Source organism: Arthrobacter sp. L77 (assembly GCF_000816565.1).
Lineage (GTDB): Bacteria > Actinomycetota > Actinomycetes > Actinomycetales > Micrococcaceae > Arthrobacter_D > Arthrobacter_D antioxidans.
This window is the reverse complement of sequence record NZ_JWSU01000006.1, coordinates 624,113-639,791: the sequence shown is the minus strand read 5'-3', so window position 1 is coordinate 639,791 and position 15,679 is coordinate 624,113. Positions and strand designations below refer to the sequence as shown.

The window sequence follows — 15,679 nt, the reverse complement described above, 5'->3', positions numbered from 1 at the left end:
GACCTCCCCAGTTGATACCCTTGGGAGTTGAGTCTCCAAAGTCCCCGATGAAAGTAGTGCACGGCACGTGTTCAATTCACTCTCCGACCGGCTGACTGCGACCTTCAAGAACCTCCGCGGCAAGGGCCGCCTCACCGAGGCGGACATCGATGCCACGGTCCGCGAGATCCGCCGCGCCCTGCTCGACGCCGACGTCGCCGTTCCCGTGGTGCGCGCCTTCACGGCCGCCATCAAGGAACGCGCCCTCGGCCTCGAGGTCTCGCAGGCCCTGAACCCGGGCCAGCAGATCGTCAAGATCGTCAACGAGGAACTCGTCGGGATCCTCGGCGGCGAGACCCGGCGCATCCGCCTCGCGAAGAACCCGCCCACCGTCATCATGCTGGCGGGCCTGCAGGGTGCCGGAAAGACGACGCTCGCGGGCAAGCTCTCCAAGTGGCTCAAGGGCCAGGGCCACAGCCCGCTGCTCGTCGCCTGCGACCTCCAGCGCCCGAACGCCGTCCGCCAGCTCCAGGTCAACGGCGAGCGGGCGGGCGTGCCCGTCTACGCGCCGCACCCGGGCGTCAGCTCCGAGTTCGAGGCCGCCACCGGCGACCCTGTCGCCGTCGCCCGCCAGGGCGTCGCCGAGGCACGCGCCCGGCTGCACGACGTCGTCATCGTCGACACCGCCGGACGCCTCGGCGTGGACGCCGAGCTCATGCAGCAGGCCGCCGACATCCGCGCGGCCATCAGCCCCGACGAGGTGCTGTTCGTCATCGACGCGATGATCGGCCAGGACGCCGTCAACACCGCGCTCGCCTTCAACGAGGGCGTGGACTTCACCGGCGTCGTCCTGACCAAGCTCGACGGCGACGCCCGCGGCGGTGCCGCGCTCTCGGTCGCGTCCATCACCGGCAAGCCGGTCATGTTCGCCTCGACCGGTGAGGGGCTCGGCGACTTCGAGCTGTTCCACCCCGACCGCATGGCCTCGCGCATCCTCGACATGGGTGACATCCTCACCCTGATCGAGCAGGCCGAGCAGTCCTGGGACAAGGACGAAGCGGCGCGCATGGCGAAGAAGTTCGCCGACCAGGAGGACTTCACCCTCGACGACTTCCTCGCGCAGATGCAGCAGATCCGCAACATGGGCTCCATGAAGAAGATGCTCATGATGATGCCGGGTGCCGCCAACATGCGGGAGCAGCTCGAGAACTTCGACGAACGCGAGATCGACCGCGTGGAGGCCATCGTCCGCTCGATGACCCCGCACGAGCGCCTCGCCCCCAAGATCATCAACGGATCACGCCGCGCGAGGATCGCCCGCGGCTCCGGCGTCCACGTCTCCGAGGTCAACGGGCTGCTGGAGCGCTTCACGCAGGCCCAGAAGATGATGAAGAAGATGGCCTCCGGCGGCGGGATCCCGGGGATGCCCGGGATGGCCGGCCCGGGAGGCTTCGGCGGTCCCCGCAAGACCAAGGCCGCCGCCGCGAAGGGCAAGAAGAAGCCGCGCTCGGGCAACCCCGCGAAGGCGGCGCAGGAGCTCCAGGAAGCGGAGGCGCGGCGCGCTGCCGCACGCACGGCAGCGCCCACCGGTGCGGCCTTCGGCGGGCAGCAGGACTTCGACCCGTCGGCGATGAACCTCCCCAAGGGCTTCGAGAAGTTCCTCGGGAAGTAGCGCGCCGGTGCTGTCCGAGGATCCGACCCGTCGATGCCGGCCCTGATGGGCGCCGGGCTGTGATGGGCGCCGAGCGCGTGGTGTTCGTGCACGGCAGCGGGTCCTTCGGTGCCGCGGCCTGGCCCCGGCAGCACGGCCTGTCCATCGACTTCGACTGCCTGTACGTCCGCCGGCACGGGTTCTCGGCCACCGAGGAGCCGGTCGCCACCGACCACGGCCGGGACCAGGAGATCATCGCGGACGCGCTGGGCGGCGGGGGACACGTCGTCGCCCATTCCCAGGGCGCCGTGGCGGCCATGATGCTCGCCGTCGAACGTCCCGACCTGGTGCGCTCGCTCACCCTCGTGGAGCCGGCATGCTTCTCCCTCACGGCGGAGCTCCCGGCCACGGCCGCGCACATCGCCCTCATGACGCCGCTCTTCGCGGAGCGCCATGCGATGTCCGACGACGACTTCCTCCGCGCCTTCGTGCGGCGCGTGTTCGACGCCGACGCGCGGACGCCCGCCACGACCGATGCCCGGCGCGACGCCGCGAGGCTCCGGCTCCAGAGCCCTCCGTGGGAGGCCCCACTGGCGATCGTCCCCGGCGTGCCGACCCTGGTGCTGACCGGGGGGTGGGAGCCCCTGTACGAGGAGGTCGCCGAGTACCTCGCCGGCACGGGCGCGATCCACCGGGTAGCACCCGGCGGGCACCGGCCGCACGACACCCCCGAGGGAGACGCGCTCATCCGGTCCTTCCTGCGCGCCGGCCGGCACCAGGCCGCCGCGTGACGATCGCCGCCGACGGGCCTCATGCTGCCTGACGGGCCCGGGTTCCTGCACCTCACCGGGACGGTGCTGCTGTCCCCGTCGCGGTCGGTGGCGGACGTCTACGTGCAGGACGGCCGCTTCACCTTCCGGCGCCCGGCCGGCCGTCCGCTGCGGACCATCGAGGGCTGGGTGCTGCCCGGCCTGGTGGACGCCCACTGCCACGTCGGCCTCGACCGGCGCGGCCGGGTCCCCGACGACCTGGCGGAACAGCAGGCCCTGCAGGACCGCGATGCAGGCACGCTGCTCATCCGCGACGCCGGCGTCGTCAACGACACGCGATGGATCCAGGAGCGCGCGGACCTGCCCCGCCTGGTGCGCGCGGGCCGCCACGTGGCACGGACGCGCCGCTACTTCCGCGACTACGCCGTCGAGGTGGAACCGGCGGACCTCGCCGGGGCCGTCGCGGAGCAGGCGCGCCGCGGCGACGGATGGGTCAAGATCGTGGGGGACTGGATCGACCGCTCCCTCGGCGACCTCGCGCCCGCCTTCCCGCCCGAGGCCCTGAGGGACGCCGTCGACGCCGCGCACGCGGAAGGTGCCCGCGTGACCGCGCACTGCTTCGCGGCCGAGACGCTCGACGGCATGCTCGACGCCGGGATCGACTGCATCGAGCACGCCACCGGCATGCTCCCGCGGCACATCCCCCGGTTCGTGGAGCAGGGCGTGGCGATCGTCCCCACGCTCATCAACATCGACACCTTCCCCGCCATCGCCGACGGCGCCGCCGGCAGGTACCCCGACTACGCGGCGCACATGCGCCGGCTGTGGGGCGGCCGGGAGGCGATGGTCCGGCGGGCGCACGACGCCGGGATCGCCGTCTACGCGGGCACCGACGCCGGCAGCGTCATCGCCCACGGCCGGCTCCCGGACGAGGTGGCGGCACTGGCCGCCGCCGGCCTCGGCCCNTCGACGCGGCCTGCTGGTCCGCCCGCGCCTGGCTGGGCTTCCCGGGGATCGCGGAGGGGGCGAGCGCTGACGCCGTCGTCTGCGCCGCCGATCCGCGCCTGGACGCCGGCACCCTCGCCGCCCTCCGGGCCGTGGTGCTGCGCGGAGAGGTCGTCCGGACGGCCCCGCCGGAATAAGTTGAAGCTTCAATAAGTTGTGCAGGGGAGACCTTCCACACCGAGGAGCCGATATGCCCGCGCAGGACCTGCTGCCCACCGACACCGCCATGGGGGCGCTGACGCTCAGGGTCGGCGACCTGTCCGGGCTGACGCGCTACTACACCGCCGCGCTGCGCCTGGAGGTGATCGAGGACGCAGCGGACGCCGTCGTCCTCGGACGGCGGGGGAGCGCCGTCCTCCGCCTCGAATCCGCCCGCCACCTGCACCTCCCGCCGCGTGGCGAGGCCGGCCTCTTCCACACCGCCCTCCTCTTCGCGGACCGTGCGGACCTGGCCGCCGCCGTCGCCTCCGCCGCGCGCCATCCGCTCAGTGCCTATGTGGGCAGCGCCGACCACCTCGTGAGCGAGGCGTTCTACTTCACCGACCCCGAGGGGAACGGCATCGAACTGTACGTCGACCGGCCCCGGGACAGCTGGACGTGGACGGGCGACGGGCGCGGGACCCGCTCGGTGGTGATGGACAGCCTCCCCCTGCCCCCGCGGGACTACCTCGAGCGGCACCTCACCGAGGAGGCGGCGTCGTCCGCGGAGTCGAGGGCCGCGACCGTAGGGCACGTCCACCTGCAGGTCGGCGACGTCGGCACGGCCCACGGCTTCTACGTGGACGTCCTCGGCTTCGAGCGCACCGCCGGGTGGCACGACCAGGCCCTCTTCGTCTCCGCGGGCGGCTACCACCACCACATGGCCATGAACGTCTGGAACAGCCGCGGCGCCGGGCCACGGAAGGACACCCTCGGCCTCGGTGAGGTGCTCATCCGGGTATCGTCGGCGGACGAGGTCGGGGCGCTGGCGGACCGCCTCGCCCACGCGGGCGTCGCGAGCCACCACACGGGGGCCGAACTGCGCTTCGAGGACCCCTGGCGGAACCGGCTCCGCGTCGCCGCCGGCGACGCGTCCGGCGGAATCGCCTAAAGCACGGCCGTCTGGCACAATGGTTCCGTACTCGATCCGTGCAGCCCCTCTCTCTGCGCGTGCATTGTGTCCTTTGAACCCTCATGAATGGCCCGCCCCACGGGAGCAGGATGACGGGTTCGCCCCTTTTCATTTACAAGGAGTGACCACACAAGTGGCCGTAAAGATTCGCCTCAAGCGCATGGGCAAGATCCGCGCACCGTTCTACCGCGTCGTCGTCATGGATTCACGCTCCAAGCGTGATGGCCGTGCCCTCGAAGAGATCGGCAAGTACAACCCCACCGAGGAGCCCTCGTTCATCGAGATCAACTCCGAGCGTGCGCAGTACTGGCTCGGTGTCGGCGCGCAGCCCACCGAGCAGGTCTCCGTGCTGCTCAAGATCACCGGTGACTGGCAGAAGTTCAAGGGACTCAAGGGCCAGGAAGGCACCCTGAGGACCAAGGCCGCCAAGGAGGCGTTCGTCGCCCCCGAGAAGGGCTCCGTGATCGTCCCCGAGGCCATCACGCCGAAGGCGAAGAAGACCGACGACGCCGCCGCGGAAGCCACCGAGGCAGAGTAACTTGCTGGCCGAAGCTCTGGAGCACCTCGTCCGCGGCATCGTCGACAACCCTGACGACGTCAGGGTCGCCGCGAAGAACAACCGCCGCGGCGAGACGCTCGAGGTCCGCGTCCATCAGGAGGACCTCGGCCGTGTGATCGGCCGCCAGGGGCGCACCGCCCGCGCGCTGCGCACCGTGGTGTCGGCCCTCGCGGACGGCGAGCCGGTGCGGGTCGACGTCGTCGACACCGACCGGCGCCGGGACTGACCGGCCCGAGCTTCACGCCATCCAGCATGCCGAACGGCCCCACCACCAGGACCTGGTGGTGGGGCCGTTCCCGTTCACCCCTGAAGTACCCATGATTCAGCCACCCACAGCAGGAGCACCACGATGGACGTACTCGTAGCCAGGATCGGGAAGCCCCACGGCATCCGCGGAGAGGTGACGGTCCAGCTCTTCACCGACGCCCCGGAGGACCGCTTCGAGCCGGGCGGGACCTTCCGCGTGGAGGGCGCGGCCGTCACCGAGCTGACGGTCGTGAAGGCGCGGTGGAACAAGGACATCCTGATCGTCGGTTTCGAGCAGGTGGCGGACCGGAACCAGGCCGAGACCCTGCGCGGTGCCCAGCTCTTCATCGACACGGCCGGCGCCCAGGACGACGACGACGACGCCTGGTACGAGCACGAGCTCGTCGGCCTCGACGCCCGCGTGGACGGGACGACCGTGGGCAAGGTCACCGCCCTGCGCACCATGGCGGTCCAGGACCTCCTCGTCGTCGAACTCGCCGACGGCCACGAGGCGCTGGTGCCGTTCGTCACGTCGATCGTGCCCGAGGTGGACCCTGGCGCCGGCTTCCTGACCATCGTGCCGCCGGCGGGCCTCTTCGACCTGAACACGCCCGGCTCCAACCAGGCGCCCGACGACGGCGACGACATCGCGCGCGACTCCGCCGGCGCGCCGACCGATCCCCCCGCCGATCCCCCCGCCGATGCCCCCGCCGATTCCGGGCCGGGCGGGACGCGCGACTAGTGCGCATCGACGTCGTCTCCATCTTCCCGGAGTACCTCGCCGCGCTCGACCTGTCCCTCATCGGGAAGGCCCGCCAGGACGGCGTCCTGGACGTGCGCATCCACGACCTGCGGTCCTTCACGACCGACAGGCACAGGACGGTCGACGACACCCCCTACGGCGGCGGCGCGGGCATGGTCATGAAGCCCGAACCCTGGGCGCAGGCGCTCGAGGCCGTCCGGGCGGACGCGCCCGCCGCCTCCCGGCCCACGCTCATCGTGCCGTCCCCGGCCGGTGCCGTGTTCGACCAGGCGATGGCGTACGAGCTCGCCGCGCTGGACCACCTGGTCTTCGCGTGCGGCCGGTACGAGGGCATCGACGAACGCGCGGTCGACTGGGCGCGCGAGGAGTTCGACGTCCGGCCGGTCTCACTGGGCGACTACGTCCTCAACGGCGGGGAAGTGGCGGTGCTCGCGATGGTCGAGGCCGTCGCACGCCTCATCCCCGGCGTCGTCGGCAACCCGGAATCCCTCGTGGAGGAGTCCCACTCGGACGGCCTGCTCGAGTACCCCGTGTACACGAAGCCGTCGTCGTGGCGCGGACGCGAGGTCCCCGAGGTGCTGCTGAGCGGCAACCACGCGAAGATCGCGCAGTGGCGGCGGCTCGAGCAGTTCCAGCGCACCGCCGACCGGCGCCCCGACCTCCTCGGCCGCGTCGACGTCGGCGCCCTCGGCAAGGCGGACCTCACGGCGCTGCGCGCGGCGGGTTTCGACGTCGTCGACGGCAGGCTGACCAGACCGCAGCATTAGTGGTTGGCGCGGGCGCTGTGGAATAATCGTGCCTTGTGTCCACTGGGCCGGACCCTGCCACAGGGGGCGTGCGGCCAACAGTTCACACACCGGCCACCGAATCATCGGATCGGCCGGACAACTTCTTCGGCGGTATCGTCCGGGCCCTGCGCCCGGTCCCTGGCCGCCGTGACCAACGTGGATGACCTGTGGCGTCCACCAGGAGCATGACCATGCATATTCTCGATTCAGTCGACGCCGGATCCCTCCGCGACAACGTCCCCGACTTCCGCGCCGGCGACACCGTCAACGTCCACGTCAACATCATCGAAGGCAAGAACACCCGTGTTCAGATCTTCAAGGGCTTCGTCCTCGGCCGCCAGGGCGACGGCATCCGCGAGACCTTCACGGTCCGCAAGGTGAGCTTCGGTGTGGGCGTGGAGCGTACGTTCCCCGTGCACAGCCCGGTCCTGGACAAGATCGAAGTCGTCTCCAAGGGCGATGTCCGCCGCGCCAAGCTGTACTACATGCGCGAACTGCGCGGCAAGGCAGCGAAGATCAAGGAGAAGCGCGACCCCAAGACGGTCAAGTAGCTCCTTCTGGTGCATGAAACGCCCGCTTCCCAGTCTCCGGCTGGAGGGCAACCGGAACGCCGGCCCCGCTCTGTGGGCTGGCGTTTCGTGTTCTCCGCCGTCATGCTCGCCGTCCTCGTCACAGGGCTCGTGCGCGGTTTCCTCCTGGACGTCTACTTCATCCCGTCCGAGTCCATGGAGCCCCTGCTCACCGAGGGCGACCGCGTGCTCGTGACCAAGCTCGCGGCGTCGGACGTCCGGCGCGGCGACGTCGTCGTGTTCGACGGCCGGGGGTCCTTCGACCCGATCACGGACCCGCGGAGCCTCCCCGAGCGGGTCCTCGCCGGCGCGGGCCAGTGGCTCGGGCTCGCGGGCAACGACACCACCTACGTCAAGCGCGTGATCGGTGTCGGCGGGGACCACGTGAGGTGCTGCAGCGCAGACGGATCCCTGACGGTGAACGGGCACACCCTCCGGGAGCCGTACATCCATCCGGGCGACGACGCGAGCACAACGAGCTTCGACGTCGTCGTCCCCGAGGGCCGGCTGTGGCTCCTCGGCGACCACCGGTCGGCGTCGACGGACTCGCGGTCGCTGCTCGGCGCACCCGGCGGCGGGCTCATCGCCGAGGATCGGATCATCGGGCGGGCCTTTCAGCTAGTCTGGCCACTGGACCGGTCCGGCCCGATCGACCGACCGTCCGACTGACGTCCACCCGGTGGCACGGTCGCCCGTCGGAGACCCTTCCCGGCACCGTCGGCAGCCGGGCATCACGAGTACAGAGGAAACTGTTCACATGGCACGGAGCTTCCGCAGGAAGTCCTCTTCGCGGGCCGAGGCCCCTGCACCACCGGCGTCCGATCCCGACGCATCCTCCGCGGAGGAAACCGTGCCCGACGCCCCCAGGAAGCGGCAGCGCGACGGCAAGGACCGCGATCGCGGGTTCGCCGCATGGCTCAAGGAGATCGGCACGATCGTCGTGATCGCGCTGGTGCTCTCCTTCCTCATCAAGACCTTCCTCTTCCGTGCGTTCTTCATCCCGTCCGGGTCCATGGAGGAGACCCTGGAGATCGACGACCGCATCTTCGTCAACCAGCTGGTGCCGCAGCCCTTCGACCTGCAGCGCGGGGACATCGTCGTCTTCAGCGACACGGAGGGCTGGCTGCCCGAGCAGGCCGAGGCGCAGGTCAGCTGGTTCAAGGAGGCGCTCATCTTCATCGGGCTCGCCCCGGACGAGTCCCAGCAGCACCTGGTGAAGCGCGTCATCGGGCTCCCGGGCGACCACGTCATCTGCTGCGACGCGCAGGGCCGCCTCACCGTCAACGGCGAGCCGCTCGACGAGCCGTACCTCTACCCGGGGGCCAACCCCTCCGACCTGCCCTTCGACGTCGTCGTCCCCGAGGGCAAGCTCTGGGTGATGGGGGACCACCGCAACGCCTCCGCCGACTCGCGGGCCAACCAGACCAAGACCGGCAAGGGCTTCGTCGACATCGACGACGTCGAGGGCAAGGCGGCGGTCATCGCGTGGCCGCTGAACCGCCTCGGCTTCCTCGCCACGCCGTCGGACGTGTTCGACGGCGTGCCCGACCCCCAGCCCGGTGCGCAGCCCACTCCCGTCCCCACCCCTGCACCGACCGGGCCATGACGCCCCTGCGCACACGACGGTCCACCGCTCCCACCCTGAGCGTCGAGAAGTCCTTCGCCACCGCGGGCCATCGCTACGTGGCCGGATGCGACGAGGTGGGCAGGGGAGCCCTGGCCGGACCGGTGTCGGTCGGCATCGTGGTCGTCGACCTCGGCGCACCGGCCCCGCTGCGGGGTGTGCGGGACAGCAAGCTGCTGCCCGCGGCGGAGCGTGAGGCCCTGGTGCCCCGCATCCGCCGCTGGTCCGTCGCGTCCGCCGTCGGCCATGCCTCGGCGGCGGAGATCGACGCGCTGGGACTGATGTCAGCATTGCGTGTCGCCGGGAGCAGGGCATGGGCCTCGGTCCTCGAGACGGTCACCCCCGACGTCGTCATCCTCGACGGCAACCACGACTGGCTGTCCGCGCGGTCCCAGGGCGTGCTCTTCGGGGCGGGCGGGGGCGCGGTCGGGATCGAGCAGGGCGGCTGCACGGCCCCGGTGCACACCCGGATCAAGGCGGACCTGAAATGCCTGAGCGTCGCGGCGGCCAGCGTGCTGGCCAAGGTGGAGCGCGATGCCCTGATGGTGTCCCTCGCCGCCGACCACCCGGACTTCGGCTGGGACGTGAACAAGGGCTACGCGACGGAAAGCCACCGCGCGGCCATCGACGTGGCCGGCCCGAGCGAGTACCACCGGAGGACCTGGCGTCTGGGAAGCCTGGCGCGGCCTGACGCTGCCCGAACGGAAAGTGGAGGATGATGATCGAATGAGTGCCGAGGATCTTGAGAACTACGAAACCGACATGGAGCTCCAGCTCTACCGCGAGTACCGGGACGTGGTGGGGCTGTTCAGCTATGTCGTGGAGACGGAGCGCCGGTTCTACCTGGCGAACCACGTGGACCTCCAGGCGCGCTCGGCCGACGGCGAGGTCTACTTCGACCTGACGCTCCAGGACGCCTGGGTGTGGGACGTGTACCGCTCGGCCCGTTTCGTGAAGAACGTCCGCGTGATCACGTTCAAGGACGTCAACGTCGAGGAGCTCGCCAAGTCGGACGACATCGCCCTGCCCAAGGACGGCACCCTGGGCAACTGACGCCCTCCGACGGGTCCTGACGGCGTCAGGGCCCGTCGTCGTCCCCGCCTCCGTGCGGGAAGGCGTCCTCGGCGTCCAGCGGCACGTCCGCGGCCTGCTCCAGGCGGTCGGCCTCCGAGCCTCCCGTCCCTTCGCCGGCGATCCCCACGCCGCCCCCGGCGGCGCCGGCATCGAGGGGCGTGCCCTGTTCCTGCCGATCGGCCTCCGAGCCTCCCGTGCCGCTGCCGGCCACGGCCGTGGTTCCCGACCCGGCGGCCCGGGCCTCCGTGAGCTGCTCCTGGAGATCCGCTTCGGTCCCACCGGGCATGACATCACTCTGCTCTGACACGGTGTCCTCCATCCGTCGTGGGCGCGGCGGCCGGTCGGCTGCCGCTGCACCTCCACGCTAGGCCGACGCCGGTCCGTCCACCAGTGCCCTGTCGGTCGACGGGGGCAGCGGCCGCGGTTGTCGCCCCCGGTTGTCCACATAGGCGATTGCCGCCGCTCCGGGCCGTCCCGTCGGGCCGAGGCTGGGTGCGGAGGTGATAGCCATGGTGGCGAAGGATCAATTGGGGCGTCGGGGGGAAGCGATCGCCGCGCTCTTCCTGGAGCGGGCCGGCCTGACGATCGTCGATCGGAACTGGCGGTGCCCGGCGGGGGAGATCGACCTCGTGGCGGTGGACGGGTCCACCCTGGTGATCGTGGAGGTCAAGACACGCAGCTCGGATGATTTCGGGCAGCCCCTGGAGGCCATCACGGCCGGCAAGCTCGAGAGGCTCTACCTGCTCGCCTCGCAGTGGGCCCGCGCGCACCATCTGCGGTTCAGCGGCTTCCGCATCGACGCCGTCGGTGTCCTCGACGACGGCACGGGGGCCCCGCGCATCGAACACGTGCGGGCCGTGATCTGATGGCGCTCGGACGCACCTACGCGGTGTCCCTGGTCGGCCTGAACGGGCACGTCGTCGAGGTCGAGGCGGACATCGGGCAGACCCTGCCCGCGTTCGTGCTGCTCGGCCTGCCGGACGCGTCGCTCAACGAGGCCAAGGACCGCATCAGGGCTGCGGCCCGCAACGCCGGCGTACCCCTCAGCCGACGGAAGATCACGGTCAACCTCATCCCCGCGTCCCTGCCGAAGCGCGGGTCCTCCTTCGACCTCGCGATCGTCATGTCGGCGCTGGCCGCGGCGGGGGACGTCCGCGGCGTCGGGTCCACGGTCTTCATCGCCGAACTGGGACTGGACGGGCAGCTCCGGCCGGTCCGCGGGGTGCTGCCCGCCGTGATGGCCGCCGTGCAGGCCGGGCACCACCGCATCATCGTCGCGGAGGAGAACGCGCCGGAGGCGGCTCTCGTCCCGGCCGCCGACGTCGGGTCCTACCGCACGCTCGCCGAGGTGGTGCTGGCCTTCGGAGCCGACGCCGCCCAGGTCGCACTGCCGGAGCCCGTCGTCCGCAGCGAACCGGTCCCGCCGACGGTCCGGTCCGGGCCCGCCCGGGACCTCTCCGACATCGCGGGCCAGCACGAGGCGCGGTTCGCGCTGGAGATCGCCGCCGCGGGAGCCCACCACCTCCTCATGGTCGGGCCGCCCGGTGCCGGCAAGACGATGCTCGCGGAGCGGCTGCCGGGCATCCTCCCGGATCTCGACGACGACCACGCGATGGAGGTGACGGCGATCCACAGCCTCTCCGGCGAGCGGCTCTGCACCGAGCTGGTGCGGAAGCCGCCCTTCGAGAGCCCACACCACACGGCGACGCCCGCCTCCATCATCGGGGGCGGCAGCGGCATCCCGAGACCGGGGGCCGCATCCCGGGCGCACCGAGGCATCCTGTTCCTGGACGAGGCGCCGGAGTACGAGAGGCGCGTCCTCGAGGCGCTGCGCGAGCCGCTCGAGAGCGGCATGCTGGTCCTGCACCGGGCCTCCGGCACGGCGTCCTACCCGGCCCGCTTCCAGCTCGTCCTGGCCCTGAACCCCTGCCCCTGCGGCCTCGCGAACGGCAAGGGGATCGACTGCCTGTGCACCGCGCAGCAGCGCCGGAGGTACTTCAACCGCCTCTCCGGGCCGCTGCTGGACCGCGTGGACCTGCAGCTGGCCGTCCAGCGGGTGAGCCTTGCCGACTACGTGGACGTCCGGTCTTCCGAGCCGTCCGCCGCCGTCGCCGGCAGGGTCGCCGAGGCTCGTGCGGCGCAGCGGGAACGCCTCCACCACTGGGACTACGCCACCAACGCGGAGGTGCAGGGGCGCATCCTCCGGGGTGAGCTGGCGCTCCCGCGGGCCGTCACGGCCCCGCTCGACCGAGCGCTCGACCGGAACCTCGTCAGTGCGCGCGGCTGGGACAGGGTCCTGCGCGTCGCGTGGACCATCGCGGACCTCGCCGGGCGCTCCCGCCCCGACGCGGACGACGTCGTCACAGCCCTCGGTTTCCGCCTGCAGGAGCGTGCCGCGTGAGCGGGAGGGAGCAGGATCTCCGCCTGACCAGGGCCGCGCTGTCACGGCTATTCGAACCCTCCGACGCCGTGGGCCTGGCCCTGGTGTCGGTCGTCGGTCCCGTGGATGCCCTGCGCATCGCCCGCCGGGAGATCGGGGTGGGCACCGACGTCAACCGCCGGCTGGGCGAAGCCCTCGACCTCCCGGACGGCAGCCGCCGTCCCCTGGAGGACGGGCTGGCGCGATGGGCGCCGCGCCTGCGCGACCTCGCGCCCGAGAGGGATCTGGCGGGCCTGGACCGGCTCGGGGGACGTCTCGTCACCCCGGAGTCCGGTGCCTGGCCCACGGCGCTGGATGACCTGCAGCAGGCGGCGCCGCTGTGCCTCTGGGTGCGGGGCCGGCACGAGATCCCGCCGTCCGCGCGTCTCGCCGCCCTCGTCGGTTCGCGGGACAGCACCACCTACGGGTCCTCCGTCACCTCCGATCTGGCCGCCGGACTCGGCACGCGCGGATTCACCGTGGTCTCCGGCGGCGCCTACGGCATCGACGCGCAGGCGCACCGGGCCGCGCTCGCCACGACAGGGGGCGGCGACCACGCCGCCACCATCGCCATCCTCGCGTGCGGTATCGACCGGTACTACCCGGCCGGGAACGAGGACCTGCTGCGGGCGATCGCCGACCAGGGGGTGCTCATCTCCGAAGTCCCGCCCGGCAGCTCCCCGACGCGCTGGCGGTTCCTTCAGCGCAACCGGCTCATCGCGGCCCTCAGCGCGGTCACGGTGGTGGTCGAGGCGCGCTGGCGCTCGGGGGCGCTCAACACGGCGCATCATGCCGCCGGTCTCGGCCGGCCCGTCGGAGCGGTGCCCGGCTCCGTGCACTCCGCGAATTCCGCGGGCTGCCACCGCCTGCTGCGGGACGGCACGGCGGTGTGCGTCACGGACGCCGCCGACGTCATCGAGCTCGCAGGGCCTTTCGGCACCGCGCCGCTCGGCGACCTGGCGCGGGCCGACGCCGCTCCTGTCCTGGACCACGACGGCCTCACCATTCCGGACCTCCTCCTGCTGGACGGCCTCCCCGTCCGCGCTCCCACGACGGTGGACAAGCTGTCCGTCGTCGCGGGCCTGTCCACGCGGGAGGTCATCAGCGGGCTCGCCCGCCTCGAGCTGGCAGGACTCGCCGTCAGGGCCGGCGGCGGGTGGTGTCGCCGCAGAGCCTGACACCCCTCGCACGGCCGGCCCACCGGTGCGTGCCGCCGCGGCCCCACCCGGCCCTGCCGTCCGCATCCCGTCACCCAGGAGGACCCCCATGACCGAGACCCATCCCTTCGACCCGACGACCGAGCGGTGGCACCACGAGATCCCATCACCGGTGGGGCCCCTGCTGATCGTCGCCGGCACCGAAGCGATCGTCGGCCTGTACCACGAGGAGCATTCACCGGCTCCGGACCGGGCGAGCCTCGGGCGCCGCCTCGAGGAGGACGGCCCCCGCCGGCGGGATGCCCCGCCGACCCCCGAAGCCCGGGCCCCGGCCGCGCCCTCCCGCACCGCCGAACTGCTCCTCCAGGCGGACCGGGAGCTCGGTGAGTACTTCGCCGGGTCACGGCACACCTTCCACCTGCCCATCGAGCTCCAGGGCACGGTCTTCCAGCAGCAGGTCTGGGCTGCGGTGAGTGCGATCCCCTACGCGCAGACCCGCAGCTACCGCGACATCGCCACCCTGCTCGGCAACCCCCGGATGGGCCGCGCGATCGGGGCAGCGGTGCGCAGCAACCCCGTGTCGGTCATCGTGCCGGGCCACCGGGTGGTCGGCAGCACCGGTGCCGTGGTCGGGTATGCGGCGGGGACAGCGACCAAGACCGCACTGCTGGAGCTGGAGCTGGCCCATCGAGCACCGTCCGGACCCGTGTCCGTGCCGGACGCCTACCGGTGAGTCGGTGTGTGCCGCGACGGGCGGACGCCGTCGGTCCGGGTGGCCGCGCCGGTCCGGGTGGCCGCGCCGACCCGGGACGCCGTGCCGATCCCGTGTGCCGCGTCGGTCCATCGCCCGGCGCCGGTCCGGAGCCGCCACGCGGCCCGTGAAGGCGCCCCGCCGCGCTGGAGGGCACGCGGGACGGAGGACGCCGTGGATACTGGGGAGCGGAGGATTTCATGGCAGAGAGCAGTACGGGAATGGCGGGCGAGCTCCGCGCGGGCCTCGACGGATTCGGGGACTACCTGACGCGGGAGCGCAACCGCTCGGAGCACACGGTCCGCGCGTACCTGAAGGACGTTGAGCTCTTCCTGCTGCACGCGGGGGAGTCGGGCGTCACCGCGCTGACGCAGCTGGAACTGCGCCATTTCCGCGCGTGGCTCGGCGCGCTCGACGCGGCGGGGCTGTCCCGGTCGACCATCGCACGACGGTCCGCCTCCGTCCGAACCTTCATGGACTGGGCGGTCCGCGAGGAGCTCGTGCCCGCCAACCCTGCCCTCCGCCTCCGCGCTCCCAAGCGCAGCAGCACCCTGCCCGCCGTCCTCAGCCAGCCGCAGGCCGCCGCGATGTTCACGAGCGCGGCCGAGCGGACCGGGCAGGGCGACCCGCACGAGCTGCAGCTGCGGGCGATGCTCGAGCTGCTGTACGGGACGGGCGTCCGCGTCGGGGAGCTGGTGGGACTCGACATCGACGACCTCGACACCGAGCGGCGTACCCTCGTGGTGCTCGGCAAGGGGGCGAAGGAGCGCACCGTCCCCTACGGCGTCCCGGCCGCGCACGCCGTCGACGACTGGCTCCGGCGCGGCCGGCCGCGGTGGGTGACCGGGAAGAGCGGTCCCGCCCTCTTCCTGGGCCGGCGCGGCGGGCGCATCGACCAGCGTGCGGTGCGCGCCCAGGTGCGGGCGACCCTCGACGCGCTCGGGGACACCTCCGCCCGCGGCCCGCACGCCCTGCGCCACAGCGCTGCGACCCATCTGCTCGACGGCGGCGCCGACCTCCGCGCGGTCCAGGAGATCCTCGGGCACTCCAGCCTGGCCACCACCCAGCTGTACACGCATGTGTCCGTCGACCGGCTCCGCCGCAGCTACGAGCAGGCGCACCCCCGGGCCTGAGGGACGCACCTCCCGGGCGCCTGCTCCGGCACACTCCGTCCAAGGGATGGGCGCGCCGCCGGCGAAGTGGCGAAATTCAC

19 protein-coding genes are annotated in these 15,679 nt (G+C 72.0%); 18 read left to right on the top strand and 1 reads right to left on the bottom strand.

Annotated elements, in window-relative coordinates:
- Nucleotides 1–67 precede the first annotated feature (67 nt).
- The 13 genes from ffh to RY94_RS13140 all read left to right on the top strand — a co-directional run bounded on the left by ffh (nucleotide 68) and on the right by RY94_RS13140 (nucleotide 10,118).
- Nucleotides 68–1,651: a signal recognition particle protein gene (ffh, locus tag RY94_RS13200; protein WP_043445791.1), complete on the top strand. Its 1,584-nt coding sequence runs from the start codon at nucleotides 68–70 to the stop codon at nucleotides 1,649–1,651.
- Between the two features lie 62 nt (nucleotides 1,652–1,713).
- Nucleotides 1,714–2,421: an alpha/beta fold hydrolase gene (locus tag RY94_RS13195; protein WP_043445788.1), complete on the top strand. Its 708-nt coding sequence runs from the start codon at nucleotides 1,714–1,716 to the stop codon at nucleotides 2,419–2,421.
- Nucleotides 2,422–2,442: 21 nt separating this feature from the next.
- Complete coding sequence (locus RY94_RS13190; RefSeq protein ID WP_331375977.1) at nucleotides 2,443–3,558, top strand: amidohydrolase family protein; 1,116 nt, start codon at nucleotides 2,443–2,445, stop codon at nucleotides 3,556–3,558.
- Between the two features lie 37 nt (nucleotides 3,559–3,595).
- Nucleotides 3,596–4,495, top strand: coding sequence for a VOC family protein (locus RY94_RS13185; protein WP_043445785.1), 900 nt, complete (start codon nucleotides 3,596–3,598; stop codon nucleotides 4,493–4,495).
- Nucleotides 4,496–4,649: 154 nt separating this feature from the next.
- Nucleotides 4,650–5,054: a 30S ribosomal protein S16 gene (gene rpsP / locus RY94_RS13180; protein WP_043445782.1), complete on the top strand. Its 405-nt coding sequence runs from the start codon at nucleotides 4,650–4,652 to the stop codon at nucleotides 5,052–5,054.
- Between the two features lies 1 nt (nucleotide 5,055).
- Nucleotides 5,056–5,301: an RNA-binding protein gene (locus tag RY94_RS13175; protein ID WP_043445779.1), complete on the top strand. Its 246-nt coding sequence runs from the start codon at nucleotides 5,056–5,058 to the stop codon at nucleotides 5,299–5,301.
- Between the two features lie 123 nt (nucleotides 5,302–5,424).
- Complete coding sequence (gene rimM, locus RY94_RS13170; RefSeq protein ID WP_082046342.1) at nucleotides 5,425–6,063, top strand: ribosome maturation factor RimM; 639 nt, start codon at nucleotides 5,425–5,427, stop codon at nucleotides 6,061–6,063.
- Entirely contained in the window at nucleotides 6,063–6,851 is a 789-nt protein-coding gene (trmD, locus tag RY94_RS13165; RefSeq protein ID WP_043445776.1) for a tRNA (guanosine(37)-N1)-methyltransferase TrmD, read from the top strand. The genes rimM and trmD overlap by 1 nt, the downstream gene beginning before the upstream one ends.
- A gap of 212 nt (nucleotides 6,852–7,063) precedes the next feature.
- Entirely contained in the window at nucleotides 7,064–7,423 is a 360-nt protein-coding gene (gene rplS, locus RY94_RS13160; protein WP_043446665.1) for a 50S ribosomal protein L19, read from the top strand.
- 87 nt (nucleotides 7,424–7,510) lie between these two features.
- Entirely contained in the window at nucleotides 7,511–8,110 is a 600-nt protein-coding gene (gene lepB, locus RY94_RS13155; protein WP_442853452.1) for a signal peptidase I, read from the top strand.
- An 88-nt stretch (nucleotides 8,111–8,198) separates the two neighbouring features.
- On the top strand, nucleotides 8,199–9,047 hold the full coding sequence (gene lepB / locus RY94_RS13150) for a signal peptidase I (protein ID WP_052274338.1): 849 nt from the start codon (nucleotides 8,199–8,201) through the stop codon (nucleotides 9,045–9,047).
- Nucleotides 9,044–9,784 carry a ribonuclease HII gene (locus RY94_RS13145; RefSeq protein WP_052274337.1) on the top strand — a complete coding sequence of 247 codons (741 nt, stop codon included), beginning with the start codon at nucleotides 9,044–9,046 and terminating at the stop codon, nucleotides 9,782–9,784. Before lepB (RY94_RS13150) ends, RY94_RS13145 begins: the two co-directional genes overlap by 4 nt.
- A gap of 7 nt (nucleotides 9,785–9,791) precedes the next feature.
- The gene (locus RY94_RS13140; protein WP_043445771.1) at nucleotides 9,792–10,118 is read left to right on the top strand and encodes a DUF2469 domain-containing protein; all 327 of its coding nucleotides are present in this window, start codon (nucleotides 9,792–9,794) and stop codon (nucleotides 10,116–10,118) included.
- A gap of 25 nt (nucleotides 10,119–10,143) precedes the next feature.
- Here the strand turns inward: RY94_RS13140 and RY94_RS13135 are convergent, their stop codons facing one another.
- On the bottom strand, nucleotides 10,144–10,446 hold the full coding sequence (locus RY94_RS13135; protein ID WP_156135172.1) for a hypothetical protein: 303 nt from the start codon (nucleotides 10,444–10,446) through the stop codon (nucleotides 10,144–10,146).
- Nucleotides 10,447–10,639: 193 nt separating this feature from the next.
- Here RY94_RS13135 and RY94_RS13130 point away from each other — a divergent pair, with 193 nt between their 5' ends.
- From RY94_RS13130 to RY94_RS13110, 5 genes are all read left to right on the top strand, one after another.
- Nucleotides 10,640–11,005, top strand: coding sequence for a YraN family protein (locus tag RY94_RS13130; protein WP_197060674.1), 366 nt, complete (start codon nucleotides 10,640–10,642; stop codon nucleotides 11,003–11,005).
- Nucleotides 11,005–12,540: a YifB family Mg chelatase-like AAA ATPase gene (locus RY94_RS13125; RefSeq protein WP_043445762.1), complete on the top strand. Its 1,536-nt coding sequence runs from the start codon at nucleotides 11,005–11,007 to the stop codon at nucleotides 12,538–12,540. The genes RY94_RS13130 and RY94_RS13125 overlap by 1 nt, the downstream gene beginning before the upstream one ends.
- Complete coding sequence (gene dprA, locus RY94_RS13120; protein WP_043445759.1) at nucleotides 12,537–13,736, top strand: DNA-processing protein DprA; 1,200 nt, start codon at nucleotides 12,537–12,539, stop codon at nucleotides 13,734–13,736. Before RY94_RS13125 ends, dprA begins: the two co-directional genes overlap by 4 nt.
- A gap of 88 nt (nucleotides 13,737–13,824) precedes the next feature.
- Nucleotides 13,825–14,448, top strand: a complete 624-nt coding sequence (locus RY94_RS13115) for a methylated-DNA--[protein]-cysteine S-methyltransferase (RefSeq protein WP_052274336.1) — start codon at nucleotides 13,825–13,827, stop codon at nucleotides 14,446–14,448.
- 218 nt (nucleotides 14,449–14,666) lie between these two features.
- A complete protein-coding gene (locus tag RY94_RS13110) occupies nucleotides 14,667–15,599 on the top strand; it encodes a tyrosine recombinase XerC (protein ID WP_043445757.1) in 933 nt (310 codons plus the stop codon).
- Nucleotides 15,600–15,679 lie beyond the last annotated feature (80 nt).